The organism is Paenibacillus thalictri (assembly GCF_004307995.1).
In the GTDB taxonomy this organism is placed as follows: domain Bacteria; phylum Bacillota; class Bacilli; order Paenibacillales; family NBRC-103111; genus Paenibacillus_AF; species Paenibacillus_AF thalictri.
Window position 1 is genome coordinate 159786 of sequence record NZ_SIRE01000018.1, and the last position, 24708, is coordinate 184493.

Sequence of the window (24708 nt, forward strand, 5' to 3'; positions counted from 1 at the left end):
TTTTATTATACGGCGGCCTACCTCAATTCGCCAAATCGGCAATAACAAAAAGGAACATTGCCACTGAAGCAAGGTGGCAGGCAAGAGGCTCCAAGCAAAAGTGACGTTTACAAAAAATAAATCGAAACATGATGTTCTGCTAATATAAATGAACTATGATCAAGATGTAATCTCTTTGTTCCATATTTTACTATTTTAGGGAGAGTGCGTAACGTGAAGCTTATAGTAATGGGAGACTTGCATTATCACGAAGTTGATGGAACGGTACCAGAATGGCAAGAGATGCGTAATGATTTCTATCAAACATTTATAGCTCGATTTTTTGAATTTGAAGCGGATGCCTACATTTCATTAGGGGATTTAACGAATTATGGGTATTCCTCGGAGCTGCAGGAAGTTTACGGGATGATTCGGCAATACGGCAAACCTTTTTATCATGCATTGGGAAATCACGATCTGTATGCTCAAAGCAGAAGGGAGGTTCTCGCCATAACCGAGCAAGCTCGCTATCATGCTGTAACAACGGAGCAGGCGGTGCTTGTATTTATAGATACGGCCAAAGAGATGGATTTCGAGGATTGGGGAGGCTGGGTTGACGAAGAGCAATTGCAATGGCTGGAAGGCGTTGTAAAGACATCGGGCACAAAACCGCTCTTGGTATTTGCTCATCATCCCGTGCACAAAACGACCGCACATTCGGACAGACCTAAGGGCTCCATACATCCCGATATCGATATGTGGAAAATCTTGAACATGAAGCAAGGAACCGGGATATATTTTAACGGTCATACTCATATCGATTCCATTGTAAAGCAGAACAACTGGACCTTCGTTCAGCTGTCTGCCTGCCTTGACCAGACTAGCTTGCGAATCGTGGAGATTGACCAGGATGAGATTTCTATTTCTCCTGTCGACATAACGGATAGGATTCTCATAGAGAGCGTAGAAACTTTGTACAACAATATGAAACACTTTAAACATAGTCCACATGCACGTGGAGAAGAATCGGATCGGGGATGTGTTGTCCCCTTACTGTCGGCAGCGGAACGTTAATAATCTGAATTAACAGGAGCGTTAGCAAATGAAGAGGCATAGGGGCGATGAAGGCAAACGATTATTAGACAAATTACATACACACCGGATGGTGGCTTCCATCAAAGAGCCGAAGCAGATTGAAATTGCTTTATCACTCAAAAACCAGCTATCCGGCGTCTTTCTGCTAACTGGACATATTGGGGTCATTAAGGGCTATGTAGATTTGTTTAATCATCATGACATGCCGGTGTTCCTGCACTTGGAGAAGATCGGCGGTGTAAGCACTGACTCTTATGGTCTTGATTATTTGGCTAAAGCTATTAAACCAACCGGGATTGTCACCACGAAAATAAATGTTGTTAAAACAGCGAAAAAATTAGGATTAGTAACAATTCAACGGTTCTTTCTTATGGATACCGATGGACTGGACAACATATGCAAAAGCCTTTGCCAAATTGAGCCCGACATTGTAGAAGTAATGCCGGCCCGTATTCCGGAAATGATTGGGGAAATTAAGAAGTTCACAGCTCTTCCAATTATAACCGGTGGCTTGTTGAGTGAACGAAACCACATAAAGGAATGTCTTAGTGCTGGCGCAACTGCGGTATCTTCATCCAAATCCGAGCTGTGGCGTGATCCCTATGCTCATAAATTTGCATAATTCTTACAATGGAATAACACACAGTTAATAATCAGCGGTTAGGATATAATTATGAAAAGTAAATAGCCTTAGGTTGGAGTGAAGGAGAAGCCTTATGAGCTGCTGGCGTAAAGCCAGTGGCTGTAAGGCTTCTTTGTTTTGCAAATCCATATTAAAAATCAGGAGGGTTTCAAATGTTAAAGAGAAAAAGTATATCCATTCTTTCGTTAAGTGCGGTTATGATGCTGTCGGCATGCGGTTCTGAAGCCACAAGCGGCAAGGCCAGTAATTCAGCTTCGTCAGGTGAAAAAATCGTCATAAAGTATTGGACAGCCAATGGCGGGAAAATTGAAGAAGCTAAACAAAACCTCGTGAAAAAATTTAACGAATCGCAAAACCGCATCGAAGTGCAAGAAGCGAATCAAGGAAGCTACGACGAGCTTCATGCGAAAGTGCAAGCCGCATTTGCTGCCGGTAACGCGCCTGCAGTAAGTGACCTTGAAATCTCATCCACCGGGGCGTTTTCCCGTTCTGGCATGCTGGTAGATCTGACACCTCTTGCCGCAAGAGATGAGGCGCAAGTCAATATTAAGGATTTTAACCCGGGTCTTATGGGAAATGCTTATGTGGATGGTAAGCTTTACGGTCTTCCTTTTATGCGCAGCACCCCGATTTTATACAAAAATGTCACGATGTTAAAAGACGCTGGCCTCGACCCTTCCGGTCCCAAAAGCTGGGCGGAATTTGAACAGTATGGCCGTGTGTTGAAGTCGAAGGGCAAGACACCGATGACGCTGCCGGTAGATATTTGGAATTACGAGGCGCTGGTAGCTCAAACCGGAGGGAAAGTACTGAGCGATGATCGGAAGAAAGCTTTATTTAACTCTCCTGAAGGGGTTGCGCCTGTAGAATATTGGAAGAAAATGTCTAATGATGGCTTGATCAAGTTTGCAGTGGGGAATACAGCGGGCGCTGACGCAGGCAAGGATTGGGACAACCAAATCTCTGCTTTTAAGTTCGGATCTACTGCGGGTGTTGCTGCGGCCATTGAAATTGCGAAAGGAAACAAATTTGAAGTGGCTACCGATTTTATGCCTGCTAATAAATCCTATGGTGTTCCAACTGGCGGGTGCCACCTGATCATAACGTCGAAGGTAAGCGAGAAAGAAAAAGAGGCGGCTTGGGAATTTATTAAGTGGATGACATCCAAGGAAAATACAATTTATCAGCATAAGTATGTTGGATACCTGCCAAATCGTCTCTCTGCTTTACAAAGCGACGAGTTGCAAAGTTACTACAAAGAAAATCCGCAATACAAGGTAGCTTCGGATCAATTAAAGTATGCCGTAGCTCGTCCGGACGCAACAGCATACCCGGAAGTTGCGAAAGTCATGCAAGATGCGATTACCAAAGCGATCATTGACCCGAATGTAAAGCCGCAGGACGCCATGAACGAGGCCGCGGAAAAAGCAAATAAACTGTTAAGCAAGTAAGTTCATTTTCAAGCGAGAGGAGGAGTTCGTGTGGCGGAAATCATATTGCGAAATATCTCCAAAATGTATAAAGACGAAACGGTAATTAGCGATTTAAACCTTACGATTAAAGACGGATCGTTTACGGTTCTCGTAGGTCCTTCCGGCTGCGGCAAGTCAACGACCTTGCGGATGATTGCAGGTCTTGAGAAAGAAAGCGGCGGTGAAATATGGATTGGCGACAAGCGCGTGAACAATACTCAGCCCGGACTTCGGGACGTGGCGATGGTTTTCCAGAATTACGCGCTTTATCCGACGATGACCGTTCGAGAGAATATTGAGTTCGGACTAAAAAACAGAAAGGTTCCCAAGCAAGAACGGGAAACCTTGATCCGTGATATATGTGAAATTGTTGCTCTAACGCCATATCTGGATAAGAAACCTCAAAACCTGTCCGGAGGGCAGCGTCAGAGGGTTGCACTTGCCAGAGCGATGGTCAAGAAACCCCAGGTATTTATCCTTGATGAACCGCTCTCCAATTTGGACGCAAAGCTGCGCGGTCAAATGAGAACGGAATTGATTCAGCTTCATCAGAGGCTCAGAACGACCTTTGTCTATGTAACCCACGATCAAGTGGAAGCCATGTCGATGGGGGATGAAATTGTTGTGATGAACAAAGGGGTCATTCAACAAGTCGATTCACCTATGAAGCTCTATAACGATCCGAATAATTTGTTTGCCGCCCAATTTATCGGTACACCGGCCATGAACATCCTTAGCTTCGGCGATGTTCATGGCTTGAAGGTAGAGACGAGGGCCAGGATCGGTTACGTCGGATTTCGAGCTGAGCAAGTGCCGATGGGCACGGAGCATCATATGGAAGGATTGGAAATAGAAGGGGAAATCGTCACCCGAGAGAGCTTGGGCGCGGAAAATATTTATCAGATCAAGTCGGCCGCGGGTACATTTTTTGCGAAAACGTTCATTTCACCTTTGGAGACGGCAGTTCGTATCAAGGTCGTCATTCCATATAACGTTCTTTATTATTTCGATCCGGAAGGCCAAAGAATACGCGGGCTGGATATGCCGCAGACGAAGAGCCTTGCGGTTGCCGGCGGAGCAATACGATGACGATGTGGGAAAAGCTGCGTCCTTATGCAATGGTTGCCCCGGCCATCACGGTTTTCTCGGTATTTTTTATATATCCGATCATGTATATGATCTATTTAAGCATGTACGATTGGAATTTTATTAGTCCAACCAAAACATTCGTCGGCTTGGAAAACTTTATTGACCTCTTGAAAGAGAAAGAATTTATTCAGGTCATAGCAAATTCCACCATTTATACGATTTTAACGGTTACGTTTATCATTGTTTTCTCTTTGTTATTAGCCCTCTGGCTGAACAGAACCGGAGCACTGTACAGCTTTGTTCAAGGCGCGATCTTCAGTCCGCATATCATTGCCTTGGTATCCATCGCCATGATCTGGGGTTGGTTAATGGATCCGGAGTATGGTTTATTAAACTGGATTATCGGTTTGTTTGGCTTTGGGAAGCTGGCATGGCTTTCCTCTCAGAGCACGGCGCTCATCTCGCTTGTTATTGTTGCCGTGTGGAAAGGGCTTGGTTATAACACGTTAGTGTTTATCGCCGGACTGCAAAGCATTCCGAAGGATATATACGAAGCCGCTTCTTTGGACCGCTCAAATCCTTGGACTACCTTCTATAGGCTGGTTCTCCCGATGTTGTCGCCGACCCTATTTTTTCTGATTATTATCAATATGATCGGATCGTTTCAAGTGTTTGAGACGATCGCAATCATGACTCAGGGCGGGCCGGTCAACGCCACGAATACATTGGTTTTTTATATTTATGAGTATGGGTTCCGGTTCTTTAAAATCGGCTACGCCTCTGCCGCAGGGGTGGTCCTGCTTGTCATTGTCGGGGGCTTAACGATCATTTACTTCAAGCTGATGTCAAAACGCGTCCATTATCAGTAAGAAAAACTTCTGATCGGAGTGGGTCCATTGAAAAGTGCGGAGCGCACGCTGGATATTCAGCGCACATTAATTCATGTAGACAACAAAGAAGAAATGGCTGTGAAGATGATCAAAATCGCAGTTCGCGTAGTCAATTTAATTGGCTTGCTGCTGCTCGTGCTCATCTTTGCCATGCCATTTGCCTGGATGCTCTCTACTTCTTTAAAAACACTGCCGGAAACGATGATTTTCCCTCCCAATTGGATTCCAAAGCATTTTGAATGGAGCAATTTTGCCAAGGCGTGGGTTTCAGGGCCGTTTTTGCATTATATCATGAATAGTTTAACGGTTTCAGCAGGTATCCTCGTCCTGCAGATGCTGACCATCATCCCGGCGGCTTATGCATTTGCGCGGTACCGATTCAAGGGGTCCGGCTTTTTATTTGGGATGGTTATGATCACGCTAATGATTCCGGCTCAGCTGATCTTTCTGCCTGTTTATTTGCAACTGAGTGTATGGAAGCTGCTTAATACGCACCTTGCCCTTATCCTTCCGTTTGCATCCAGCGCTTTTGGCATATTCCTCTTGAGGCAATCGTTTAAACAAGTGCAGGAGGAGCTGCTCGAAGCGGCGAGACTGGATAGCGCTAAAGAATGGCAGATCATCCTGAGAATCATGGTGCCATTGGCCAAACCGGTGCTGGCGACCTTTGCCCTGTTCAGCTTTATTGCTCATTGGAATGATTATTTCTGGCCGCTCGTCATGACGACAGATGAAACTGCACGTACCTTGCCTTTGGGGATTGCGAAGATTCGGCAGGAAGCAGGAATAGCGAACTGGAACGTACTTATGGCCGGGAATATGATCCTGGTAACGCCGATTCTGATCGCATTTTTCTTTGCACAACGGCAAATCATCCGCGCATTTGTATACACAGGAGTGAAATAAGCAGTGAAGGGGAGACAATCGAATGAATGAAATTGTCGCCCATCGAGGGTGTTCGGGGAAAGCGCCCGAAAATACGTTAGCTGCATTTAAGCTAGATTTGGCTGAATCGGCCTAGGCGATCAGCCGAGCGAGTCACTCTACCCAAGCATCTGCAACATTCCCACGCTACATCAGCCCCCGGTATTTCTCGCGATAGGCTCCGGGAGTGACGCCGACGGTTTTGCGGAAGGTGCGGATAAAATAATTGCCGCTGGCAAAGCCGACAGCGCTGCCGATTTCCTGAACGGAAAGCAGCGTATGCCGCAGCAGCCGTTTGGCCTCCTCCATCCGGATAAAATACTGATATTTCAGCGGGCTCATCCCGGTATGTTTCCTTAAGCAGCGGGCGGCATAATCGACGTCGAAATGCAGCTCGGCCGCCAGCCGTTCCGCCTGAAACGGCTCGGCAAAACGGCTCTGCAGAATTTGCTTCACCTGCTCGCAAACCGCAAATGATCTCGACGATTGCCGCGACCGGAGTCCTGCCTGCAGCAGCGCCAGCAACCGTGCCAGCAGCGTGTGCAGCATAGCGGCGTTCTCATGGCACAACGATTGATGAAGCCGCGCCATCTCATCCAAAACCGGCAGCAGCGCCTGCATATCCACCTGCCCGAATTTCGGCAAATACAGAAACTGCTCGTCGGGCGTATGGTCGTAATCGGTCCCTTGACGAAGCATCGACGACCAGGGGATCCGGCGGTGCTCTATGGTCTCGATGCGTGCATCGTGCCGGAAATGCACCCAATAAATTTCCGTCGGCTCGGTACAAGGGGCATGTCCGTGGTGGGACCGTCCCGGTTCCAATAGGAGCATCTCGCCGGCACCGATGCTGTAGGGCTGTTCGTCTTCGGTCATATGCATCACGCCTTGTTTGACCAGCAGCAGGTCGAAGACCGGAAAACTGCGGCGAAAATGCTGCCCTCCCACAGGCCAAACCGAATGACCGACCGTAAGAAGAACCGGCATGGGCGGAATTGTCAGCTGCAAGCAGATCATGTTGTCGTCTGCCACCTCCCGTTAATCGCACCTTGCTCTTTGTCTTAAGAATACCGTTGAAGCGCTTTCGGTTCAACGGTTTTATTTACAACCGACCGCCTTTATCCGGCGATACATTTACAGTATTTTAGTCGAAAATGTGCTATAGCTGGTCGTCCCGCTGCCTATTTCCGCTCCGCACCAGGTTGTATATTTATATTGCAAGCATGTATACAGCACCCACCGAGGAGGGGTAATGATGAGATTTCGCCAGGTCCATCTTGATTTTCACACATCCGAGCTAATTTCAGGCATCGGCAAGCGTTTCGACCAAGAGCAGTTTCAAAGCATGCTGAAGCTGGGACATGTGGACTCAATCACTATTTTTTCAAAATGCCATCACGGCTGGGCATACCATCCTTCCGTTCACAACGAGATGCACCCGGGTCTTGAATTTGATCTGCTGGAGGCGATGATTGAAGCGGCGCACGAAATTGGTGTCAAAACGCCGGTATACATATCTGCCGGCCTTGACGAAAAACTTGCGCTGCGCCATCCGGAGTGGCTGATCCGCGATTTCAACGACCACACGAATTGGGTCGACGGCTTTATGAAGCCAGGTTATCATCAATTTTGTCTGAACTCCCCTTATCTCGACTTATTGCTTCGCCAGGTGGACGAAGTCGTCCGCGGATACGATGCCGACGGTATTTTTCTGGACATTGTCGGCGTGCGCCCGTGTTATTGCCATACGTGTATCAACGCTATTCGCAAGCAAGGCGGAGATCCGCGCGATAAAGAAGCCATGCTGGCCATGTGGGAGCGCACTTACGCCAACTATTGCGCTCGCGTGCGGGAAACGATCGACGCGGTGAAGCCGGGCTTGCCCGTGTTCCACAATGGCGGGCATATCCGCCGGGGACGGCGTGATTTGGCGCGGATGAATTCGCATCTGGAGCTGGAGTCGCTGCCGACGGGCGGCTGGGGATACGACCACTTCCCGTTGTCCGCAAGATACGCTCAAGGACTTGGCATGGAATTCCTTGGCATGACCGGCAAATTTCATACCACATGGGGTGAATTTGGCGGTTACAAGCACCCGAATGCGCTGCGTTATGAAACCTCGCTTAGCATCGCAAACGGAGCCAAATGCTCGATCGGCGACCAGCTTCACCCCGAAGGGCTTATGGATGAAGCGACGTATCGGCTGATCGGGGCCGCTTACCGGGAAATCGAACAAAAAGAAGCATGGTGCGAAGAGGTTGCAAGTATCGCCGATATCGGCCTTTTGACGTTGGAAGCGCTGCAGGCGCACAGCGAAGAAAAAAAGGGAGACCGGGCCGCAGGGTCCGATGCTGGCGCCATCCGCATGCTGCTGGAGGGCAAATGGCTGTTTGACGTCATCGATCTGGAAAGCGACTTCCAGCGTTACAAGGTCATTATTTTGCCCGACCTTGTTACGATCGACGAAGACTTGCAGGCTAAATTCAACCGTTTCATCGCTGCTGGGGGAAGGGTGCTTGCCACAGGTCGCTCCGGACTTAATGCGGAGGGGAATGCATTTGCGCTCGATTTTGGCGCGGAATGGGTCGAGGCAAGTGCCTGCCGTCCCGATTATTTCCGTCCGCATTTTGAACTGCAAAACCTTGGAACGGCATCATTTGTCTTCTATTCGGAGGGCCAGTCCATCAAGCTGACGGACGGGACGGAGCTGGGACACCGGGAACAGTCTTATTTCAACCGGGAAGCATTTGCCTTCTGCTCCCACCAACATACTCCCAGCGCGCTGCGGCACGACGGTCCCGGGATGGTTGAGAGCGGCAGCGGCATTTATATCGCGTGGAATGTGTTTGAAGACTACGCGGCCAAAGGTAGCCTTGCCTTAAAAGAAGTTGTGACCTACGCGCTGAACAGGCTGCTGCCCGACAAAACGCTAGCCACAGGGCTGCCGGCGCAGGGGATTGTTACCTTGATGCATCAGGAGCGGGAAAACCGCTATGTAAATCATCTGTTGTACGCCTCTCCGGTGAAACGCGGCAGCGGCGTTGAAGTGATTGAAGATATGATCCCGCTCTACGACGTGCCGGTGAGCTTAAGACTGCCTTCCGAGGCGAAAAAGGTATATTTGGCTCCGCAGATGACGGAGCTGCCGTTTGATACGTCGGACGGCTGCATCCATTACACCGTTCCCCGGCTGGAGTGCCATCAAATGGTTGTCATCGATGTGTAATGTAATCCGCGTAACGAAGAAATCCGCCTTATCCGCACTGCCAAGCGCACAAAAGACTGCCTGTAAAACAGGCAGTCTTTCTACATCATCTTTCGTACCGCGTCACGGCCTGTTGTCCCTTTGACGATTCCCAGCGATTCGGCCTCGTACGTAACGGATTCCAGCGGCGCATCGAGCAGCTCCTCCAAAGTGCGTACCCCGACGGCTCTGCCCGCTATGATACGGCGGTCCTTGAGACGCTCGTTCAGCAGCCCGACATCCAAAGCCCCGCACATGATGTATCCCTTATCCGTGGTTACGACGATCAGCGTTGTTTTCGGCAGTTTCACCTCGATGCCAAGCGCGGTATGCCCATCGATTTCGATCGGCTCCATTCTCATCATCTTCATGCACCTCCTAACCATAAATCGCATTAAGGCTGATTCTACCTTCATCATATGTTTCGGATACATAACTAGTAACGAATGAAGCAAAAATAGGCAGTCCGGTAAGCCGCTAGACGCAGTATACTTAGAACAACGGTGCCGAAGACGCACCCCGTCTAGTCGTAAAGACCAATTTTGACGGACCGGGACAATTCCAAGTTCTTCTGTCTCCGGCTTATGAATACACTCCCTAATAGCGTTTCATTTCCATGCTAAGGGAGTGATCATGTTGAATTGTTCGTTCAAAACCAAACTATGTGTGCTTGCGTTAAGCTCAAGTCTGATGCTTCCCGCAGCGGCAAGTGCCGCGACAGCAGGAGATTCGGCAAGCCAGCCCGCTGCCCCTGCGTTTCAGACCATTTTTTCGGTAATCCAAACCAATGTAAACGGCGTGTTTATCCCCGGCAATTTTGTGATAAACCAAGATTCAAGAGCTGTTTATGCTCCTGGGATCGGTTATATTGTCGTCAATAAAGATACGCGTCTGCCCCCGGGATCCTATTATTTAAAGCCCGCAAGCTCAGTAAAATAACGATAAGCGGAAGCCGTTTTGGGCATTAAAACCATCCGCCGGGAAACATTGAAATGCTCTCTCAACTAGCAAGGAAACAACTTTCTTCGCCGGAGCGGAAATATTTCTTTGCTGCCGGCATGAATCATCTGGAAGTGAAAGGGAAAACAAATGAATGCGCCGTCCATTGTCAGCTACAGCTAACAACGGACGGCGCACTCATAGGAGGCCGCTGAAAAAAGCAGCTTAGGTGAGCGAAATCATGCTGAAGAAGCGCCTTCGGCCTTTTCTCGATTCGAACGAAGCAATAAACGATATGATTACGGTTTGCTGACCGGAGTTGCTTTTCCTAAATATTCCTCCAGCGTAATGCCCCGCTTTGCAATTTCCTTAGCCATCTCCGTGCCTACGTACCTTAAGTGCCACGGTTCATACTGATAACCGGTAATGCTCTCTTTCCCCTTCAGATAACGGATGATGAAGCCGTAATCCGCCGCGTGGTCGGCAAGCCATTTGGCTTCCTTCGTATCCCCGAAGCAATCCGTAGCCGCACATTTCCCCGAGGAACCGGATACGTCAATGGCAAGCCCTGTCTCATGTTCGCTTTGCCCCGGTTTGGCGCTGTATTTGTTCGCCGCCTCTTCCCCGTCGGCTTTGACATAATTCGAGTACACAGACTTTTGCGTCGCATAAGAACGGTACGCCGATACGCCTGCGAGCGGCAGCTTGTCGTCCGCCGCGGCTTTGAACAGCTTCTCCAGCGCTTCCGCCGCTTCCTTGCGCATTTTTCGTTTTTCCAGTTTTTCTTTAAAAATAAAAGGAACGTTAGGATCAACCAAATCCTGCGGCTCATAATTGTCCGGCAGCTTGTACATTTTGTTTACGAGTACGGCTCTATCCGTTGGATTGGCGACTACTTGCACCGATTTGCCGGCATCTCCCGGCGCGCTTGGCTTAGATGCTGCAGGATCGGACTGAGGTTTTTGCGCTGCGGAATCAGGCTGAGGTTTCGCAGCCGCATCAGGCTGGGATTTGGGAGATGCAGTTCCAGCCGGAGGCGTGGCTTCCGGAGCGGCCTTGGCAGGCGGGGTGCTTGTCTGCTGCTGCGTTGCGCCTGCTGCGGATTGCGCCGGAGTTTTGTCGTTTCCGCCGCAGCCGGCCGCCGACACGACAAAACCTGCCAGCAGCAGAAACGAAGCGGATTTTACATACTTGTTCATTTTGCTACCTTCCTATCCTCATCTGTCATTTCCATCCCTATAGTACACCTTAACGCGCCCCGAAGGCAAAAGGTTGCTCTCCCCCGCCGGTTGCCAGCAAAAAAAGATAAGCCTTCGGAACTAAGCTTGAATCAGAGGGGAGAAGCAGCTGGCCGTTTTATTCAAATATGTGCTGTATGTCCTATTCTTACAATTAACGGCATGTTATAGTAAAATAGATATGTATATCGAACTAGGGAAAGGGGGCCGCCGTCATGAAAGACAACCAAGAGAGCCAAGCGAAACAACGTTTTCTTTTCAATGTGGACATTTTAATCGAAGGGGAAACGAACGGACGCGCCCTGGAAACGCTGCTACATCTTTTAAACTCGAATCAGATTCAGGATTACAACATCAGATCGGGCATCGAGCTAGGCAAATGGATCCAGGTCGCCATTAAAGAGGCGCGGAAAAATGTAACCAAAGAATCAGCAGCCAAAACCCAGGAAAAAGTGCAGCAGCCAAACGTGGAGCCGACGAAAAAAAAGTCCGCCGATCACGAGTATTTATACCAGCAGTTGGAAAAATTCAGGGAAAATAACATGCTCATCCGTGTAACGGTTTTAAAAGGAAAAGGCATCAAGCTCAGCCTGCCTTGCCGGATATTGAATTTTGACCCTGCTGCGGAAACGGTGACGGTATATCACGTGGACGAAAAGAAGGTATATTTGTTCAGGATCAACGAAATCGACGATGTAGAAGTCAGCTGAACGCCGCTGCAGCCAACAAAAGCCCGAGAAATCGGGCTTTTGACTATTTAAAGTCCCTCGTATGACGCAAATACGCTTCCAAAACCACTGTGAAAGTGGGCTCGGAAGCGTATTTGTTGTGCTTATTCATATAAGTGTGGAACCGTTTGGATTATCCATATCCTAAATGATCTCCGGCACATCGTCCGTTTTCCCGGCTGCCGTCGTCTGCATGCGATGAAGCAGCTGCTCCATCTGTCGTTCGCCAACCGGCGGGCTGAACCAGTATCCTTGAATTTCGTTGCAGCGGTTTTTGTGGAGAAATTGCAGCTGATCGGCCGTTTCCACGCCTTCCGCGATCACCTTCATTTTCAAATGATGGGACATCGCTATAATCGAAGCGACAATCGCCGCATCGTTCGGATCGGACATGATGTCGCGAACAAACGATTTGTCGATTTTCAGCTTGTCGATCGGAAATCTTTTTAAGTAATTCAGAGAGCTGTACCCGGTTCCGAAATCATCGATGCTGATGCTGACGCCAAGGTCCTTCAGCTCAAGCAGCAAATAAGCGGTGTAGTCGACGTCCATCGTGCTGCTTTCGGTAATTTCAAGCTCCAGATAAGCCGGGTCGAGTTCCGTCTCCTCCAGCACTTCGCTGATGATTTCCTTCAGGTTATGCTGCAGAAATTGCCTTGTCGATAAATTGACGGAAATCGGAATCGGGTCAAACCCTTGCTGCTGCCATGCTTTATTTTGCCGGCAAGCTTCGCGAAGCACCCATCGGCCAATCGGTACAATCAATCCCGTCTCCTCGGCAAAAGGAATAAATTCCGACGGCGGAACAACGCCCTTTACCGGGTGATGCCAGCGGACCAGCGCTTCCATGCCGATGACACGGCCGGTTTCAATATCCATCTGAGGCTGATAATAAAGCAGCAATTCCCCTTGCTGGAGCGCGCGCCGCAGTTCATTTTCCAAAGTAAGCCGCTTTAAGGACACGGTTTTCATATCGGCGTTGAAAATTTGATATGTATTTTTGCCTTTTTCCTTTGCCCGGGATAAGGCGATATCGGCATATTTCATCAGCGTTTCGGCGTCGCTTTCTTCTTCAGATACGATAGCAATGCCGATGCTTGCCGTCACATGCAGTTGAAACTGCTGAAGCGTAAAAGGCTCTTCCAGCACAAGCGAGATCGAGCGGGCCAGCTTCACCACCTCGTCTACCGACACGATGTTGGCAAAAAAGAAGGCGAATTCGTCGCCTTCGGTACGGGCGACGAAATCTTGCTCCGACACAACGCGGGTAAACCGCTCAGCCACCTGCAGCAGCAGCATATCCCCGTAATCATGGCCAAAGCAGTCGTTGACGATTTTAAACCGGTCGATATCCAGATAAAAGACGGCAAGCAATCCGCCAAGCTGACAGGACGTTTGGAGCGATTGTGTCAGGTGCTCGCTGAACAATCTCCGGTTCGGGAGTCCGGTCATATCGTCGTAGTAGGCCAGATGACGCATCTGTTCTTCGGCCCGTTTGCGCACGGTGACGTCTTGACCGATAAATATGAGGCCTTGCGGGCCATCTTCATCCATGACGGGTACAGCCGTAACTTCCAGATCGACACGATACCCGTTCTTATGTATAACCGATGTGGAAAACGATTGAGGCACACCTGTGCGGGCTTCGCCGAAGTGTTCGATCGTCTTTCTGATGTGTTCTCCGGCCAGCACTTTCGTGAACGGCGTTTGTCTGATTTCTTCCTCGGAGTAGCCAAGCAATTGCTCGGCGACGGAATTGATTTGCAGAAACCGTCCCCCCAGATCGATTAAGCCAACCGCATTCGGATTATAGTGAAATAACGATGAGAATACGCGTTCTTTCTCGGACAGCATCGTTTTGAGCCGGGCGATTTCCGATCCTTCTTCTGCCGAAGGAGACTGGTTTTCCTTTTGCCGCATAGAAAGATTTCTTGATTCTCTCCATAAGAATGCGGAGAAAACGGCCCACGCGATCGTTGAAATCATCCATGACCAGATATTGTTGTAGAAGACAGCCAGTGCCAAATAGGCCGCAAATGAGCACAACACCGTCCATTTCAAACATGCCCACTCCTTTTTACCTTACTCATGAATAAACTGCCCCTGCCCGTTCTATTCCATGTTTATCCGTCGATGTAAGGAGGTGGCTGCAAACTCACAATTTCTACGCGGAAAGCCGATATTCCTGCAAAAACTGTGAATTTCTTAACAAAACCGAAAAGAACCGTGTGGATTACGGTTCTTTTCTTGTTGTGACTTCACTTTTATAAGCGGCAACGGCCAAAACCATCCACCCTGCGAGAAAAGAAACGCCTCCCAGCGGAGTGATGGCACCAAGCCAGCCGATGCTTGTCAATGCGAGCAGATACAAGCTCCCGGAGAACAATACAACACCCGCAAACAGCAGCCATCCTGCCGTAACCGCTTTTTTGCCGAGTCTGCCTGCAAGCGAACCTGCGGCAATCAGCCCAAGGGCATGAAACATATGATATTGTACGCCGGTTTGATAAACCGCCAGCATATCTGCTGTAATAACACCTTTAAGCGCATGTGCGCCGAATGCTCCGAAAGCTACGGATAAAAAAGCAAGGATGCTTCCCATCCCGATCAAACGTTTATTCATAGCCATCCGCCTTCCTTGGATCTACTCCCATCATAAACGATTTCCCCGCCATATTCCAAGCAGTTCGCCAAATTGCCATAAAGCGGCTGATCTCACTTGTTGCGGCAGACGCTTACTCCGGAAGCCGACCGATCGGCGGATTATTCAAACTGTCCGATGTCGTGTTGTCCGACGATTAAAGTCACCGGTTCAAGATACACTTTGGTTGTGACCGGCTTGTTAATCAGATCGATTTCAATATCCGTAATCGTGTGTCGTACCGTGCGGCCCTCACGTTTGTCATAAACAACCTCAAACTCTTTCAAGCCAAGCTCATAATGCATGACGGATGAACCGATCGACAGTGCGGGCGAATCGTAGTCGCCGTGATTAAATACCGTTTCAGCCAAAATTTCCTCGTTCATATCGATGATTTTGACAGACTGCAAAATATTGTAGCGCATCCGTTTCCTCCTAATTGATTGGACTATTCGTACTTATTCGACAAATTCCTTCCAATTCCTCTTGCTTTGCAACGGCTTTGCTGCGATTTCTCGGCTAATCTGCGTCCGGCCATAAACGGATACAATAAATACAATCCGGCGGCAAATAAGCCGAAGGCCAAATAAGCAGGAAACAAATGCCAGAAATCGGTGTAACCGATAGTGAAATGGACGAGGAAGCCGGCAGCGAACCCCGGCAGTCCCCCCAGCAGAAACATCCACCACAGCCATCGCTCACCTTCGCGAACGCCCCATAACGCAGCGGCAAGCAACGCGATCGCATCGGCGAACAAGGCGCCTCCGAAGCCCGCGCGATCATGCGCAATCAGCGGGAGCAGCTTTTCATTGATGGCCTTAAGCATGTCGGGGGATGCGCAAAGAAATTCCAGATCGGTGACTACAAATACCCTCGTAATCCCGATATACGAAATCAGAGCGCCGCCGGCAGCCAGCGCAAAACCAAGCGACACCAGCATCAGCTGCCCCCACTGCGCCCGGCGCCACAGCTTGTCGTTATGCAGATTAGGCGGCGTACGCGATGGCGTGTCCGCACGTCCCCTCATCGAAAGGACAAACATCGGCAGCAACATGACGGCAACCGCCGCATGAAGCGGATCGAAATAGCCGTAGCCCAGGAACAAGAAGAAACTGCCGAAGCCTACCCCGCCCGATGCCAGCAATGCCGTTTTGCACCAATGCAGCCCTGCCTTTAAGCCGTACCGGGCCAACATGAAATAAAGAACGCCGATCGATATCATCGTTCCTGCCAGCGTAATCCGGTCGTGCGACATGAAAGGAAGCAGCCGCAGGTTGGCTGCCGACAGCGCCGCAGACGAAATGCCAAGAAACTCGATATCGTAGGGCAGCACAACGAGTGTAGAAGCAATCAGCCATGCCAATATGCCGCCGATGACCATACCCAGACCCAGAAAACACATCCACCCCCAACTCCGCCAAAAAGCGGCAGGCTCCGCATCCGTACCACACGTTTTCCGGTATACGACGGCTTCGTTAATGCGTTTCGGCAAGCCCGGACCGGCGTATACAAGCCCGCTATGAAGCTGAACCAGCTGCGCTCCGGCCTCATAGAGCTCCAGCGCATCCTGCGGCTCGTTCACGCCGCCGGAGGCGACAATCGGCCAATCTTCGCCGCATAACTCGCGGATGAGCCGAATTTTGGCGATGCCGGGCTGCTTGGCGGCGGGTCCGACAACCAGCCAGTCTCCGCTCTCATCCCGCATATGTACGGCATCGCCGATAACCATCCCTTTCCATATGTCCCGGTCGGCGGCAAGAACAAGCTTGCACGTCTCCGGCTCCGGAAAATCGGCAGGCACGTACAGCAACAGCGGTTTTCCGCAGGACGCCGCATCCAGCCTCTTGCCCGCTTCCTCCACTGCATCCAGAACATGCTGCGCGCGCCGTTCACCGGCGTATAAGTCAATGACAAAACCGTCCGCATACGCCGCCAGCCGGCCAGCCATCCGCTCTATTTGCCGTATCGCTTCCTGTATATCCGCTCCCGGCATACCGCTGAGCCGGATGATATACGGCTTGGAGTGAGCGCGCTTGCGCTGCAGCCGCCGGATCCAAGCATCCAGTCCGTCATTGACCGGCAGATCCGGATAAACGATACTTTCGTGAACGAGATCTCTGTATACGGACTGACCGCTTTCCACTTTTTCCACCGTAACGGGTCCGATTTCGAAATAACCGAAGCCAAACGGAGCCAGCGCCTTATGCGCCGTTCCATGTACGTCAAGCCTTCCGCTTAAACCGATCGGGTATTTGAACTCGGTGCCCCAGATGACGTTATGCAGATCGGAGTATGATTCCATATGCCCCATCGTTTTAATGACCCATGTACCGCCCGGCAGGCTGCTTAACGTGCCCATCGCCCTTAACGTTACATCGCGCGCCCGCTCCGCAGGCAGCTTAAACAATGCGGGCTTAAACAACGTTTGATACGACCAATCCGGCAAAAGCGATCAACTCCTTAACAGCGCTTGCTTCATTGCCGCGAGTATGTATCCTGCGGCTTATCAAGACCGCAGCAAACGTGTCTCATCGGCCCATCCACCCACCGTCAACCAAAAGAACATGCCCGTTGACATAATCCGATGCCCTTGAAGCGAGGTAGATGACCGCCCCCTTCATGTCTTCCGGGTTGCCCCAGCGCCCGGCGGGAATACGCTCGAGAATTTGACGGCTGCGCACCTCATTTTGCTTTAGCGCCGTATTCATCTCCGTATCCATGTATCCCGGGGCAATCGCATTGACATTAACGCCTTGACCCGCCCATTCGTTGGAAAGCGCTTTGGTCAGCTGGGCTACGCCGCCTTTGGAAGCCGCATAAGCAGGAACGGTAAAACCTCCCTGAAAAGACAGCAGCGAAGCGATATTGATGATTTTGCCGCTTTTCTGCGCAACCATCCGTTTTCCCGCCTCCCGGCATAATAAAAAGACCGATTTGAGATTCACATCGATCACGTCATCCCAGTCGTCTTCCGGAAAATCGGTGGAAGGAGAACGCCGCTGAATTCCGGCGTTGTTGACCAAAATATCGACGCGGCCGAATAACCGGTCGACTTCTTCCATCACCTGCAGCACCTGCGCGCGGTCCGCCAAATCGCAGTCGACCGTTTCGCAGCGCCTGCCAAGTTCGCGGATCCGCTCTGCGGTTTGCCGGTCTGCTCCATTGCGCTGCACAAGCGCGATATCCGCGCCCGCCTCGGCCAAGGCAAGCGCCATACCTTGCCCCAGCCCGCGGGTCGCTCCTGTAATCACGGCAACTTTGCCGGTTAAATCAAATATGTTCAACATGTTATCGCCCTTTCCCATTGGATTTGAACCGAGGGCGGCCCGCTTAAGGCAGCCCCTTCCTCAACTGCTCACACACCCGGCTGCTGACCGCCGTCAATGACGATTTCCGTACCGGTGATCGACGGTACAAGGTCCGAAACAAGCAGCAGCGCCATCGCGGCAATTTCCGCCGGATCGGCCATATGCCCTAACGGAATGGACGCGCTGGTCTCCGCTTTCTGCGCTTCCACGCTGATGCCTTTTGCTTCCGCGTGTTGTTCGGCCAGCCGCTGCGCCCGCTCTGTCGCCGTGGTTCCCGGCGAAATGGCGTTGATCCGCACGCCCGACTTGGCCAGCTCTTTGGACACGCCTCTTGTAAAATTAAGCAAGGCCGCATTCGACGTGCTGCCCGCCAAAAAATTAGCGGACGGCGTACGTCCCGCCGCGCCGACGATGTTGACAATCCGTCCGTCGCCTTGGCTCATCATATGCGGCGCCGCTTCCCTAACCATACGAATATATCCGAGCAGCTTCAAATTCCACGCTTCCAAGAAGGCTTCCTCCGGCAGCTCGAAAAACGCGCCCGCTCTTGCCGAACCTGCGTTATTAATCAAAATATCGATCCGGCCAAACCGCGACAACGCCGTTTCCACTGCCAGCTTCACCGTTTCCTGCTGCCGCATGTCGCCGCTCACTACTGCAATGCGAACCTCCGCTTCCGGCTGTTCCTGCACAACCTGCTCAACAGCCTGGCGCATCCGCTCCGGATCTCTGGCTACCATAACTACAGAAACGCCTTCTTCAAGCAAAGCTTTAGAGCAGGCAAGTCCGATACCGGCGCTTGCTCCCGTTACGATCGCCGTTTTCCCGGCAAGTCCTAATTTCATGCGTGAAACCTCCTTATCAACAAAGAAAGTGTTATGCTGCGCTTTCAAAAAATGCAGGTGCAGACAACCTTTGGGTTGCTTTCTCTATTGTACAATCAGAAGCTGCGTTCTGAACACCGCTATCTGGGAAAATGATCCATACTACCGGGAATTTTCTTCAAAAAAAGAACCGGAAACCCTTTTGCGGGCTTCCGGCTGCTTTAGTCCGTGTTATGATGCCGTTGTTGCTTCTTCAAAATCATAATCGGATTTATTCGTCTCATCTTTGCCGTTTTTCACACCAACGGCACGGAAAATAATCGTGAGCACAAGCGATACGATCAAATTCACAGCCAGCGCATATAAGCCGGAGTAAATCGTTGTGCCTTCGGCCAACCCGAAAGGCAGCTTGTACTGATTGCCATAACCGGTTGAAGCGGCCATATAAGTGCCCCAGCCCATGCCCGCAATCCAGCCGATCAACAGCGCCGACTTGTTGAACCAGTTCGTATACAGGCCGACAATGACAGCCGGGACGGTTTGCAGGATCCAGATGCCGCCGAGCAGTTGCAGATTGATCGCATCCTGCTTATTCATAAGAAGAATAAACACAAGAGCGCCGAGCTTGACGATAAGAGAAATCATCTTGGCCATTTTCGCTTCCTGCTTATCCGTACAATTCTGATTGATGTATTCTTTGTAAATATTGCGTGTAAACAGGTTCGCCGCAGCAATGGACATAATCGCTGCCGGGACAAGCGCCCCGATGGCGATAGCCGCAAAGACAAACCCCGAAAACCAGTCAGGGAACATGTGCAAAAACAGCTGCGGGATCGAGTCGTTCGGATTGGTTACTTTAATTCCGGCAGCCAGCGCCATGTAACCGAGCAAGGCGATGACCCCAAGAGCCAGCGAATAAGCAGGCAGCAAAGCCGCATTGCGTTTAATCACGTCCCGGCTCTTCGAGCTGAATATGCCGGTGAGCGAATGCGGGTACAGAAACAATGCCAACCCCGAACCAAGCGCCAAGGTCGAATAAGCGGCGAACATTTTCGGAGTAATAATCGCCGCCTCATGATGCTTCGCTTCCGCTGCATCGAAGATCGGCCCGAAACCGCCGAGCTTGTACGGAATATAAATAACGACAGCCGCCACCGATACATAGATCATCAGGTCTTTGACCACGGCAATCGCCGCCGGAGCGCGAAGACCGCTGTTGTAAGTATAAATAGCCAGCACCAGGAAAGCGACGATTAACGGCAGGTCTCCTGCCAGCCCCGTACCTGAAAAACCCATGGCGACAAGCACCGCCTGCATGCCGACAAGCTGAAGCGCAATATAAGGCATCGTCGCCAAAATGCCGGTAATCGCAATGGCGAGCGCCAGCGTGCTGCTTCCGTATCGGCCGCGAACAAAGTCCGCCGCCGTAATGTATCCGTGTTTTTTGGCCACCGACCAAAGACGCGGAAACACGACAAAAATAAAAGGATAAATCAAAATCGTATAAGGTATCGCAAAAAAGCCGAGTCCCCCTTTGGCATACATAGACGCCGGAACGGCGATAAAAGTATAAGCCGTATAGAGATCGCCTCCAAGCAGAAACCATGTAATCAGGGTGCCGAAACGGCGTCCTCCAAGTCCCCACTCGTCAAGCAGCTCCAAATTTCCCTTGCGCCAGTTGGCAGACAAGAAACCGACAACGGTAACAAGAAGGAAAAAGATGAGAAATACGATAAAAGCGGTCCAGTTCATAATGCGCTCCTTTATTAGCCATCCAAATCGATCAATTATAAACCATAGGTTATTTCTTTTTGGTCGCGAAATATACGAAAACCGTCAATAAGGCCGTTAAAATGATCCATAGAAACTGGTACCAATAAAAAAACGGCACTCCCGCCAGCCGAGGCTCCACCGAAGCGTAAAATGGCGGCCAAAGCACTGCAACACATGGGATTGCGAGCAGGAGGAAGTACAGGAATCCGTGCGATCTGGACTTGCTTGGTTTGTTCTCCACGGTTAAATGACACCCCTTTCATTTCTTGATGTTATTACAGCAACCTTTCTATTTTTTCACATATTTTAACCTCTGACAAAGGTAATTTTTTCTACTTTATAGAATATCTATTGCCCTCGCTTTTTATACAAAAAAAATTGTTCGGTAGCATCGCCGGACGGTTTAGAGCGATAAGTTACTTTTTGCGCGTTATAAGGGGATGCGTATGGGCAAGTCCGCCGTGCCGCCGTGATCTTGCATCGCGACAACCCGCTGCAACAAAAAGAACCATGGAGTCGTTCCATGGTTCCCGCTTGCAGATGAAGTTTTTTTAAGATGCGGTGTGTGTTTAGCGCTGCCGGTTCAGGCCAGTTTGGAAGCTTAAGCGTGAGCCGGTTTGGCCGCGCCGCCGGCCTTATTGTTGCGGCCGCCTTTGTGACGTTTGTCCAGCCAGTTGTGAAGTGCCGGCATCAGGTAGTAGTCGACGCCGAATCTTGCCGCGTTTGTGCCGGCCAGGATGACGATACCGCCAAGCAATGCAAGCCACGGGTTGGTGTTAAGCGTTCCGGCGAACATGAACATGAAGTTCATCAGCAATCCGAAGAATGCGGCCGCGGTAGTTAAGCAACCAAGGATGAGGCCAAGCCCGACAAGCGTTTCACCGACCGGTATGAGGTAGTTGAACAACTTGGCGTTCGGTAAAGCAAAGTGTTCCAAGAAGGCGGTGAGTGTCGGGTAAACAAGCTCGCCTGTCGCTTTGTCGGCAATCGGTTTGGCTACCGCGTTTTTGAGGAAGCCGGTGGCATCGAAGCCGCCCGTTAATTTATGAAATCCGGCGGTAAGCCATTCATAACCGACGTACAATCTGACCAGGAGCAGCAATCCTGCTGCATACACGTTTTCTCTCATCCATTTTAACATGATAACCATCTCCCTAAATTAGTTTTAAAATTAGTGTTCGTGAATTATTTCACAAATTTCTGTAAAAAGAAAACTTCTATCCGAAGCGTTTGCGTTAGCATTGATTTAAATGCGTCAGTTTATGTTGCTTAAGATCGGATTGCCTTGCAGCGGGATCGTTTGGGTTTCCGGTTTTGACTTTCGAATGTGTACCGCATGGCTCATGTTCCTTTCCTTATTGGTATTTCTTTGATTACCTCTTCCTTACATCTATAATGTAACACGCGGGAAAATATCTGGATGTGAAAAAAATCACATATATCGAAAGTTTTTTAATTAGCGTTCTCACCAATCCATACGGGCGGAAGCCAGACTCCTGCAGATCCGTGAACCGCCGAAGCGAAACTTACTAAAGAAAAAAAACGTCTAACAAGTAAGTTTAAAAAATGGGAGCGGAGTGAGCAGGCTGTGAAAAAAGCCGTCGTATATGTTCTTTTAGTTAGCATGGGGGCAATGTCGCTTGCAGGCTGTCAGGAAGGAAGCGGGAAAGAAGCTGCGAAAACTACATTGTCGCAAACCCTAACTGCCCTGTCCCCGGATAAGAAGCAGGGTCGATCCAAAGACGATCAGGCTAAAGATACTATTAATAATTCTGCAGCAAACGATTATTCCTCATCCGACGCGCCTTCCACCGGAAATTTGGAGCAGCCGCTCTATTTAGATGGAGACAACGATTGGGTGATTTTCGATGGCACGCTGCTTCGTTCCGACCATAATGGACAGCAGTGGGAGCCGGTGCTTGTCGACAATATCCTTTCTTCGGACCAATTATTATCCGGCTACTTTTCCAGCCCCTTGACGGGATGGGTCTTTTACTGGAGAGACGATAAGAACAAGCCGTCCCTAGTCATTGCACATACCGAACCCGATTATAGTATGGAGGGAAAAATAACGCCATGGTCAACCGAGGCATTACCGACCGAGGAGGATTGGGAGACGTCACCGGACGTAGCTGTACATTTCTTTTCCTATGAATACCGACCCAGCTATGCCTTGCTTTCTTCCGGCCCGGCGGCGGGTCAGATGATGAAATCCCTTTACCTCTCCGATGATCATGGCGTGAATTGGAAACGGCTGGGGAACCTGACCTCTATGATCAAAGGGTATCCGACAGGCATCTCTTTCCGGAGCAGCGACGTTGGATGGATATCGTGCTCCATACGCGGGGAAGAACGAATCCAGTTTTACCGTACCAAGGACGGTGGACGCACATGGTCGGAGCAACCGCTCCCCTTCCCTGAGCCTTTTCAAGGTAGCGGTTCTTATGCCGAGACTTATGCTCCCGTCTTTGACCAGGAAAATGACCACCACGGCATACTTTTCGCTGAATTCGTAAATGATTTGGGCAAAACGCTTGTTCCCTACGAAACGCAGGATGGCGGGGAAACATGGATACCCAAATCTCCGCTGCCTGAAGAAGTAAAAAGCCCGCCGATTGCCGGCATCAATTTTCTGGAAATGAACGGTTGGGCTCTTTCCGCAGACGGATCCACGCTGTACACCATTAACGACATCAATAAAGGCTGGCAAGTTATCCGGCCTAGCCGGGAGCTGCAGCGTGCAAGCGGCATGTATTTTCGCGGTGATGGCTCGGGCCACGTATTGATGAACGGGCATGAGTTACGTACTTCCGACGGCGGCAAAACTTGGCTTGCCCCTTGATTCCGGCTATAGCTTAACGAGGATGCCGACTTTTCCACGGCAGCCTCGTGGTTGTTTTGCGTTCTCGTTTCCCGGTAACACTGGGTCATCTGCATCAAACCAGAGTTACTTGTGACACACCAGATTTTTCCTATATGTTACAGCTTATTGTCACGCGCTTCCCACCACCTAAATGATGAAGGCTTTGACGTTTCGTATTTAGCGAAGGCAGGATCATCATACCTTTTCACCAATCCCACCTCGCGATCCCGAGCATGAAGCATTAACGCGGTTGTTCCTAACCAATTCTGTATATTCGGATCCGGTTCTGCCTCCTTAGACTGCCGCGGTCGCTGGAGCAACTGCTCCATCTGTCTAGCCTACTGAAAGCAATCGAAGTGATCGAGGATGACGCCCATGCTGAGCGTACGCAAAAAAGAACCATGGATAAATTCCATGGTTCCCGCTTGCAAGTTGATGAAATTTAGGCACTAGGCCAAGTTATCGCTGCCGGATCAGGCTAACTTGGAAGCTTAGGCGTGAGCCGGTTTGGCCGCGCCGCCGGCCTTATTGTTGCGGCCGCCTTTGTGGCGTTTGTCCAGCCAGTTGTGCAGTGCCGGCATCAGGTAGTAGTCGACGCCGAATCTTGCCGCGTTTGTGCCGGCCAGGATGACGATACCGCCAAGCAATGCAAGCCACGGGTTGGTGTTAAGCGTTCCGGCGAACATGAACATGAAGTTCATCAGCAATCCGAAGAATGCGGCCGCGGTAGTTAAGCAACCAAGGATGAGGCCAAGCCCGACAAGTGTTTCACCGACCGGTATGAGGTAGTTGAACAGCTTGGCGTTCGGTAAAGCAAAGTGTTCCAAGAAGGCGGTGAGTGTCGGGTAAACAAGCTCGCCTGTCGCTTTGTCGGCAATCGGTTTGGCTACCGCGTTTTTGAGGAAGCCGGTGGCATCGAAGCCGCCCGTTAATTTATGAAATCCGGCGGTAAGCCATTCATAACCGACGTACAATCTGACCAAGAGCAGCAATCCTGCTGCATACACGTTTTCTCTCATCCATTTTAACATGACAACCATCTCCCTAAATTAGTTTTA

Annotated in this window: 22 protein-coding genes; 9 read left to right on the forward strand and 13 right to left on the reverse strand. The window is 50.3% G+C overall.

Annotated features, from left to right (window positions below):
• Positions 1-213 precede the first annotated feature (213 nt).
• From EYB31_RS24305 to EYB31_RS24330, 6 genes are all read left to right on the forward strand, one after another.
• On the forward strand, positions 214-1053 hold the full coding sequence (locus EYB31_RS24305; RefSeq protein WP_131016024.1) for a metallophosphoesterase family protein: 840 nt from the start codon (positions 214-216) through the stop codon (positions 1051-1053).
• 28 nt (positions 1054-1081) lie between these two features.
• The gene (locus tag EYB31_RS24310) at positions 1082-1696 is read left to right on the forward strand and encodes a glycerol-3-phosphate responsive antiterminator (protein WP_131016025.1); all 615 of its coding nucleotides are present in this window, start codon (positions 1082-1084) and stop codon (positions 1694-1696) included.
• A gap of 173 nt (positions 1697-1869) precedes the next feature.
• Entirely contained in the window at positions 1870-3168 is a 1299-nt protein-coding gene (locus EYB31_RS24315) for an ABC transporter substrate-binding protein (RefSeq protein ID WP_131016026.1), read from the forward strand.
• Positions 3169-3198: 30 nt separating this feature from the next.
• Positions 3199-4278: an ABC transporter ATP-binding protein gene (locus tag EYB31_RS24320; RefSeq protein WP_131016027.1), complete on the forward strand. Its 1080-nt coding sequence runs from the start codon at positions 3199-3201 to the stop codon at positions 4276-4278.
• Positions 4275-5147, forward strand: coding sequence for a carbohydrate ABC transporter permease (locus EYB31_RS24325; protein WP_240762788.1), 873 nt, complete (start codon positions 4275-4277; stop codon positions 5145-5147). Before EYB31_RS24320 ends, EYB31_RS24325 begins: the two co-directional genes overlap by 4 nt.
• 105 nt (positions 5148-5252) lie before the next feature.
• A complete protein-coding gene (locus tag EYB31_RS24330) occupies positions 5253-6074 on the forward strand; it encodes a carbohydrate ABC transporter permease (RefSeq protein WP_420819470.1) in 822 nt (273 codons plus the stop codon).
• 165 nt (positions 6075-6239) lie between these two features.
• On the opposite strand, the gene EYB31_RS24340 is transcribed toward EYB31_RS24330, so the two are convergent.
• Positions 6240-7124, reverse strand: a complete 885-nt coding sequence (locus EYB31_RS24340) for a helix-turn-helix transcriptional regulator (RefSeq protein WP_165452588.1) — start codon at positions 7122-7124, stop codon at positions 6240-6242.
• A 223-nt stretch (positions 7125-7347) separates the two neighbouring features.
• On the opposite strand from EYB31_RS24340, the gene EYB31_RS24345 reads away from it, so the two are divergent.
• Positions 7348-9318 carry a beta-galactosidase trimerization domain-containing protein gene (locus EYB31_RS24345; RefSeq protein ID WP_131016078.1) on the forward strand — a complete coding sequence of 657 codons (1971 nt, stop codon included), beginning with the start codon at positions 7348-7350 and terminating at the stop codon, positions 9316-9318.
• 80 nt (positions 9319-9398) lie between these two features.
• Here the strand turns inward: EYB31_RS24345 and EYB31_RS24350 are convergent, their stop codons facing one another.
• Complete coding sequence (locus EYB31_RS24350; protein ID WP_131016029.1) at positions 9399-9701, reverse strand: YunC family protein; 303 nt, start codon at positions 9699-9701, stop codon at positions 9399-9401.
• A gap of 873 nt (positions 9702-10574) precedes the next feature.
• Positions 10575-11474, reverse strand: coding sequence for a M15 family metallopeptidase (locus EYB31_RS24360; protein WP_131016031.1), 900 nt, complete (start codon positions 11472-11474; stop codon positions 10575-10577).
• A 254-nt stretch (positions 11475-11728) separates the two neighbouring features.
• On the opposite strand from EYB31_RS24360, the gene EYB31_RS24365 reads away from it, so the two are divergent.
• Positions 11729-12223, forward strand: coding sequence for a hypothetical protein (locus EYB31_RS24365; protein ID WP_131016032.1), 495 nt, complete (start codon positions 11729-11731; stop codon positions 12221-12223).
• A gap of 162 nt (positions 12224-12385) precedes the next feature.
• Here the strand turns inward: EYB31_RS24365 and EYB31_RS24370 are convergent, their stop codons facing one another.
• From EYB31_RS24370 to EYB31_RS24410, 9 genes are all read right to left on the reverse strand, one after another.
• Entirely contained in the window at positions 12386-14302 is a 1917-nt protein-coding gene (locus EYB31_RS24370; RefSeq protein WP_240762790.1) for a putative bifunctional diguanylate cyclase/phosphodiesterase, read from the reverse strand.
• Positions 14303-14474: 172 nt separating this feature from the next.
• Positions 14475-14864, reverse strand: a complete 390-nt coding sequence (locus tag EYB31_RS24375; protein ID WP_131016033.1) for a DUF423 domain-containing protein — start codon at positions 14862-14864, stop codon at positions 14475-14477.
• 140 nt (positions 14865-15004) lie between these two features.
• Positions 15005-15307: a hypothetical protein gene (locus tag EYB31_RS24380; RefSeq protein WP_131016034.1), complete on the reverse strand. Its 303-nt coding sequence runs from the start codon at positions 15305-15307 to the stop codon at positions 15005-15007.
• A gap of 23 nt (positions 15308-15330) precedes the next feature.
• The gene (locus tag EYB31_RS24385) at positions 15331-17328 is read right to left on the reverse strand and encodes a beta/alpha barrel domain-containing protein (protein WP_131016035.1); all 1998 of its coding nucleotides are present in this window, start codon (positions 17326-17328) and stop codon (positions 15331-15333) included.
• 82 nt (positions 17329-17410) lie between these two features.
• Positions 17411-18169 (reverse strand): 2-dehydro-3-deoxy-D-gluconate 5-dehydrogenase KduD, encoded by a 759-nt coding sequence (kduD, locus tag EYB31_RS24390; RefSeq protein ID WP_131016080.1) that lies wholly within the window; start codon positions 18167-18169, stop codon positions 17411-17413.
• 68 nt (positions 18170-18237) lie between these two features.
• Positions 18238-19035 (reverse strand): SDR family oxidoreductase, encoded by a 798-nt coding sequence (locus EYB31_RS24395; RefSeq protein WP_131016036.1) that lies wholly within the window; start codon positions 19033-19035, stop codon positions 18238-18240.
• A gap of 210 nt (positions 19036-19245) precedes the next feature.
• Positions 19246-20766, reverse strand: coding sequence for a monocarboxylate uptake permease MctP (mctP, locus tag EYB31_RS24400; RefSeq protein WP_131016037.1), 1521 nt, complete (start codon positions 20764-20766; stop codon positions 19246-19248).
• Between the two features lie 49 nt (positions 20767-20815).
• Entirely contained in the window at positions 20816-21028 is a 213-nt protein-coding gene (locus EYB31_RS41580; RefSeq protein ID WP_206105493.1) for a DUF3311 domain-containing protein, read from the reverse strand.
• A 360-nt stretch (positions 21029-21388) separates the two neighbouring features.
• Entirely contained in the window at positions 21389-21928 is a 540-nt protein-coding gene (locus EYB31_RS24410; protein ID WP_131016039.1) for a DoxX family protein, read from the reverse strand.
• 483 nt (positions 21929-22411) lie between these two features.
• Between EYB31_RS24410 and EYB31_RS24415 the strand changes: the two genes are divergently transcribed.
• Positions 22412-23629 (forward strand): WD40/YVTN/BNR-like repeat-containing protein, encoded by a 1218-nt coding sequence (locus EYB31_RS24415; RefSeq protein WP_131016038.1) that lies wholly within the window; start codon positions 22412-22414, stop codon positions 23627-23629.
• A 512-nt stretch (positions 23630-24141) separates the two neighbouring features.
• On the opposite strand, the gene EYB31_RS24420 is transcribed toward EYB31_RS24415, so the two are convergent.
• Complete coding sequence (locus EYB31_RS24420) at positions 24142-24681, reverse strand: DoxX family protein (protein WP_131016039.1); 540 nt, start codon at positions 24679-24681, stop codon at positions 24142-24144.
• Between the last annotated feature and the right edge of the window lie 27 nt (positions 24682-24708).

Coding starts and splice junctions, on each gene's coding strand:
- EYB31_RS24380 (WP_131016034.1), bottom strand. CDS start 15,307: ATGCGCTACAATATTTTGCAGTCTGTCAAAATCATCGATATGAACGAG.
- EYB31_RS24350 (WP_131016029.1), bottom strand. CDS start 9,701: ATGATGAGAATGGAGCCGATCGAAATCGATGGGCATACCGCGCTTGGC.
- EYB31_RS24315 (WP_131016026.1), top strand. CDS start 1,870: ATGTTAAAGAGAAAAAGTATATCCATTCTTTCGTTAAGTGCGGTTATG.
- EYB31_RS24415 (WP_131016038.1), top strand. CDS start 22,412: ATGGGGGCAATGTCGCTTGCAGGCTGTCAGGAAGGAAGCGGGAAAGAA.
- EYB31_RS24360 (WP_131016031.1), bottom strand. CDS start 11,474: ATGAACAAGTATGTAAAATCCGCTTCGTTTCTGCTGCTGGCAGGTTTT.
- EYB31_RS24410 (WP_131016039.1), bottom strand. CDS start 21,928: ATGTTAAAATGGATGAGAGAAAACGTGTATGCAGCAGGATTGCTGCTC.
- mctP (WP_131016037.1), bottom strand. CDS start 20,766: ATGAACTGGACCGCTTTTATCGTATTTCTCATCTTTTTCCTTCTTGTT.
- EYB31_RS24375 (WP_131016033.1), bottom strand. CDS start 14,864: ATGAATAAACGTTTGATCGGGATGGGAAGCATCCTTGCTTTTTTATCC.
- EYB31_RS24330 (WP_420819470.1), top strand. CDS start 5,253: ATGATCAAAATCGCAGTTCGCGTAGTCAATTTAATTGGCTTGCTGCTG.
- EYB31_RS24345 (WP_131016078.1), top strand. CDS start 7,348: ATGAGATTTCGCCAGGTCCATCTTGATTTTCACACATCCGAGCTAATT.
- EYB31_RS24365 (WP_131016032.1), top strand. CDS start 11,729: ATGAAAGACAACCAAGAGAGCCAAGCGAAACAACGTTTTCTTTTCAAT.
- EYB31_RS24420 (WP_131016039.1), bottom strand. CDS start 24,681: ATGTTAAAATGGATGAGAGAAAACGTGTATGCAGCAGGATTGCTGCTC.
- EYB31_RS24395 (WP_131016036.1), bottom strand. CDS start 19,035: ATGAAATTAGGACTTGCCGGGAAAACGGCGATCGTAACGGGAGCAAGC.
- EYB31_RS24310 (WP_131016025.1), top strand. CDS start 1,082: ATGAAGAGGCATAGGGGCGATGAAGGCAAACGATTATTAGACAAATTA.
- EYB31_RS24325 (WP_240762788.1), top strand. CDS start 4,275: ATGACGATGTGGGAAAAGCTGCGTCCTTATGCAATGGTTGCCCCGGCC.
- kduD (WP_131016080.1), bottom strand. CDS start 18,169: ATGTTGAACATATTTGATTTAACCGGCAAAGTTGCCGTGATTACAGGA.